2 pseudogenes are annotated in these 3434 nt (G+C 54.1%); both read left to right on the forward strand.

Annotation, left to right across the window (positions count from 1 at the left end):
• Positions 1 to 1904: 1904 nt before the first annotated feature.
• Positions 1905 to 3265 (forward strand): annotated as a pseudogene (locus J2Y63_RS35295) (IS110 family transposase).
• Positions 3265 to 3390, forward strand: a pseudogene (locus J2Y63_RS35300) (IS3 family transposase); the annotation flags it as partial. The pseudogenes J2Y63_RS35295 and J2Y63_RS35300, both read left to right, overlap by 1 nt.
• Between the last annotated feature and the right edge of the window lie 44 nt (positions 3391 to 3434).

Here is a 3434-nt window from a genome sequence, read left to right on the forward strand (position 1 = left end):
TGCTCGTCCGTGAACCGTGAATGCTTCATTCCGTCCGTCTCCTTGATACGACGGACTCTACCAAAATCTGGAGGAAGTTCAGGGGCTCAGGTCACCGTATATAACTAGGTGCTGCGGCAGCCCAAACCCTCCATCTCTGGCCAACGTGAAACGCCCTTGCACACTATCTCATTTCTTCTCTGAGACGAACAGAATGAGGTCTATCCTTCCGAGATCGAGCTAACCTCCGCTGCACATGATTCACTAATTTCCCCTCACGGTGAGGTGTCTAAATGCTTGGCCAAGATAAGTGCCCTATAAAGGAGAGGCGCGAACAATTTTGGGATGCGCCTCTAACACCCAGCTATGACAAGCGCAAAATTCGCATGGAGACCGTACCCAGTAAAAAGGAGCGTGTTGCCGATGTACCTACTGCCCTGCTATTTATCTGGGAAATACATTCTCAGAGCGCTATCTTTTTCACGAGTCTGTGATGCTAATCGATACCTTTAGATCCGGAGATCCCTCTTTTCGCGACGGAGAGCGAGTTTATTCGAGTCCGTCCAATTTGCGAAAACATAAATCAGTTAGAGCACGAATATTGCGAGTTCCGATCGGCTTGATTGATCGAGCCGCGACCGAAGATCTAGATCTTCGCAACATGATGGCGGATTAAAACGGCGTATCTTGCCGGTTCTCTAGGGCAGCACCGTGACACAAGAATGATGCGCGACCGCTAACAGAAACCGACTACAAGCATGCCCGCTCATTTCTGGCGAAAATAGAATTGGTGCTCATTTATATGCGATGGTGGGCACTCTCTGCGTCGACACGGCACTGTTAATATTTCCCTACATACGGAAGACCGGACCTACGATGGCCGAATGTGCATCCAAAGAACAGCAGAAGTCATGGCGATGAAAAGGCCCAAGTCTAAAGGGGGCGAACGAGAAATGACTAAGTGCCGGCATCACGCGCGTGCTTGGGTGGGAATGAGGTATAACGAACCGCGTTGAAGTCAAATTTTTGTCGCCATTCACGTTGTCTTCACTCAATCCAGTTTCCAACGCGCAGAGAGCCACGACAGCCTTACAAAAATTTAAATACGATCCGAGTGTGCTTTTTGCGCCCTTTGCGGGCGTGGTTTCTAGGTCGAGGCACGAATGCTCCACCTCTTATACTTTGGGCGGCGAGACCTAGAAGTTACCGGTGATCTTTAAAGTAATAGATCGTTAAGATCGCTCGAAGAGCGAACGCCGATTTAGAACATAGTGGTCTTGCGCACCTCCTCGTCTACCGATTTATCTCCCTGTATGCGATTGTAGTCGCGAGAATGCGTCGCGAGATTTCACGTTGGGGAACGCGCCTGAACTATTTGTTTTCGACACCGCGAACCTGGCTTCAGACCCTGACAGCTGTCAGGGTTTTTTCACTGCTCAGAAAGCTCAAGGCTCGGCTTACCGCCGCCGCCTTTTGCTGTTAGCGCCAAAAACAACACACTAGATCAAGTAGGGACGGAATATTTTGCGCTTGCCGATCCAAAAATAGCGATTCACGGCTGCGCATGAACTGCACAACTCCCGATGGCTGCCGAAGAGCCAAATTAGCTAAAGGGTCTTAGCCGGCTAATAAAATCTGATAATGTGTACATTGAGATACGCGCGGCCGAAATCATGGCCTTCGGAGTGGTGGCACAACAAATGTGCACGACATATTAGCATCACTTGAGTATGAGCCCCAGAGTTGTCGAGGCTGCCGGAGGGGAGTTGCCGACTGCTTATTGGAGGCGTTCGACCCCGTTCAAAAACGTGGCACATGGGCTGTTGCGAACTTGAGAGTGGTGACGCGGCTCTGGCGGCGATCCCGGTTAGGAAAATGACGAACTTGCGCGGCCGAGCCCCTCCCCAACCAAAGGAGGAGAAGCCATGCCCAAGACAAGATCATCTGCACCACAGAACCTCACCCGTTTGAATCCGTGCGCCGCCGCCATCGACATCGGGTCCACTATGCATATGGCGGCGGTCTATCCGGACAGTGATGACGTGCCGATCCGCGCTTTCGGCACCTTTACCCACGAGCTGCATGACCTCGCCACTTGGTTCCGATCTTGCGGCGTCACAAGCGTGGCGATGGAGTCGACCGGTGTCTACTGGATACCGGCACTCGAGATTTTAGAGCAGCACGGATTTGAGGTGATCCTCGTCAATGCGCGTTATGCGAAGAACGTCCCCGGCCGGAAGACCGACGTCAACGATGCGGCATGGCTTCCCCAACCGCATTCCTATGGTCTGTTGCGCGGAAGCTTTCGGCCGAACTCACAGGTCGCGACACTGCGTGCTTATCTGCGCCAGCGAGAACGGCTGGTCGAATACGCGGCGGCTCATATCCAGCACATGCGAAAAGCTCTCATGGAGATGAACCTGCAGCTCCATCATGTCGTCTCCGACATCACCGGCGTGACGGGTATGAAGATCATCCGGGCGATTGTTTCCGGCGAGCGCGATCCCGACGTCCTGGCGTCTTTGCGTGACGTTCGCTGCCACTCTTCTATCGAAACGATCAAAGCATCGTTGATCGGCAACGATCGTGATGAGCATGTGTTTGCTCTTTCCCAATCACTGGAGCTTTACGACTTCTATCAACTGAAGATGCTCGAATGCGGCCACAAGCTGGAAGCAGCGATTGCCACGATGACTGCTGAAGTCGAAGGGCCGCGCGCGCCGCTGCCAAAAATCCGGACGAAGACCAAGCAGGCGAATACACCATCCTTTGATGTCCGGGCGGCTCTATACGGCCTTACGGGCACAGACTTGACGCAAATCCACGGCCTCGGCTCCTCTCTCGCCCTCAAGCTCATCGGCGAATGCGGAACGGATTTGCGGGCATGGCCCACTGCCAAGCACTTCACATCATGGCTCTGCCTGGCTCCCGGCAACAAAATATCTGGCGGAAGACTTCTCTCGTCGACAACCCGCCGATCATCGAGCCGGGCAACCGCACTCTTGCGGTTGGCAGCCACCACTATTGGCCGAAGCGACACGGCACTGGGTGCATTTTACCGGCGGTTGGCCGGCGCATCGGAAAGCAGAAGGCCGTGACGGCGACGGCACGCAAGATCGCGGTTCTCTTCTTCAATGCCCTTCGGTTCGGCATGGCTTATCGTGATCCTGGTGCTGCCGCTTATGACGAACGGCATCGCGGTAGGGTTTTGGCAAACCTGCAACGACGCGCCCGGTCTCTAGGCTTCCAGTTGGAACCCATGATTGCCGAGACGAGTGTTTCTTAGGAAGCGGCCGCGTATTTCGCCAGGGATGCAAAGTGAAGTACGCGTTGATTGCCTTGCATCGCTTGCAGTTTTCAGTGCGGACGATGTGCCGTCTTCTGCGGGTTCATCCCAGCGGATTTTACACCTAGCTGAAGAGCCCGCTGAGCATGCGGGCCAGCGAGGACAAGCG

The organism is Shinella sp. BE166 (assembly GCF_051201095.1).
Lineage (GTDB): Bacteria > Pseudomonadota > Alphaproteobacteria > Rhizobiales > Rhizobiaceae > Shinella > Shinella lacus.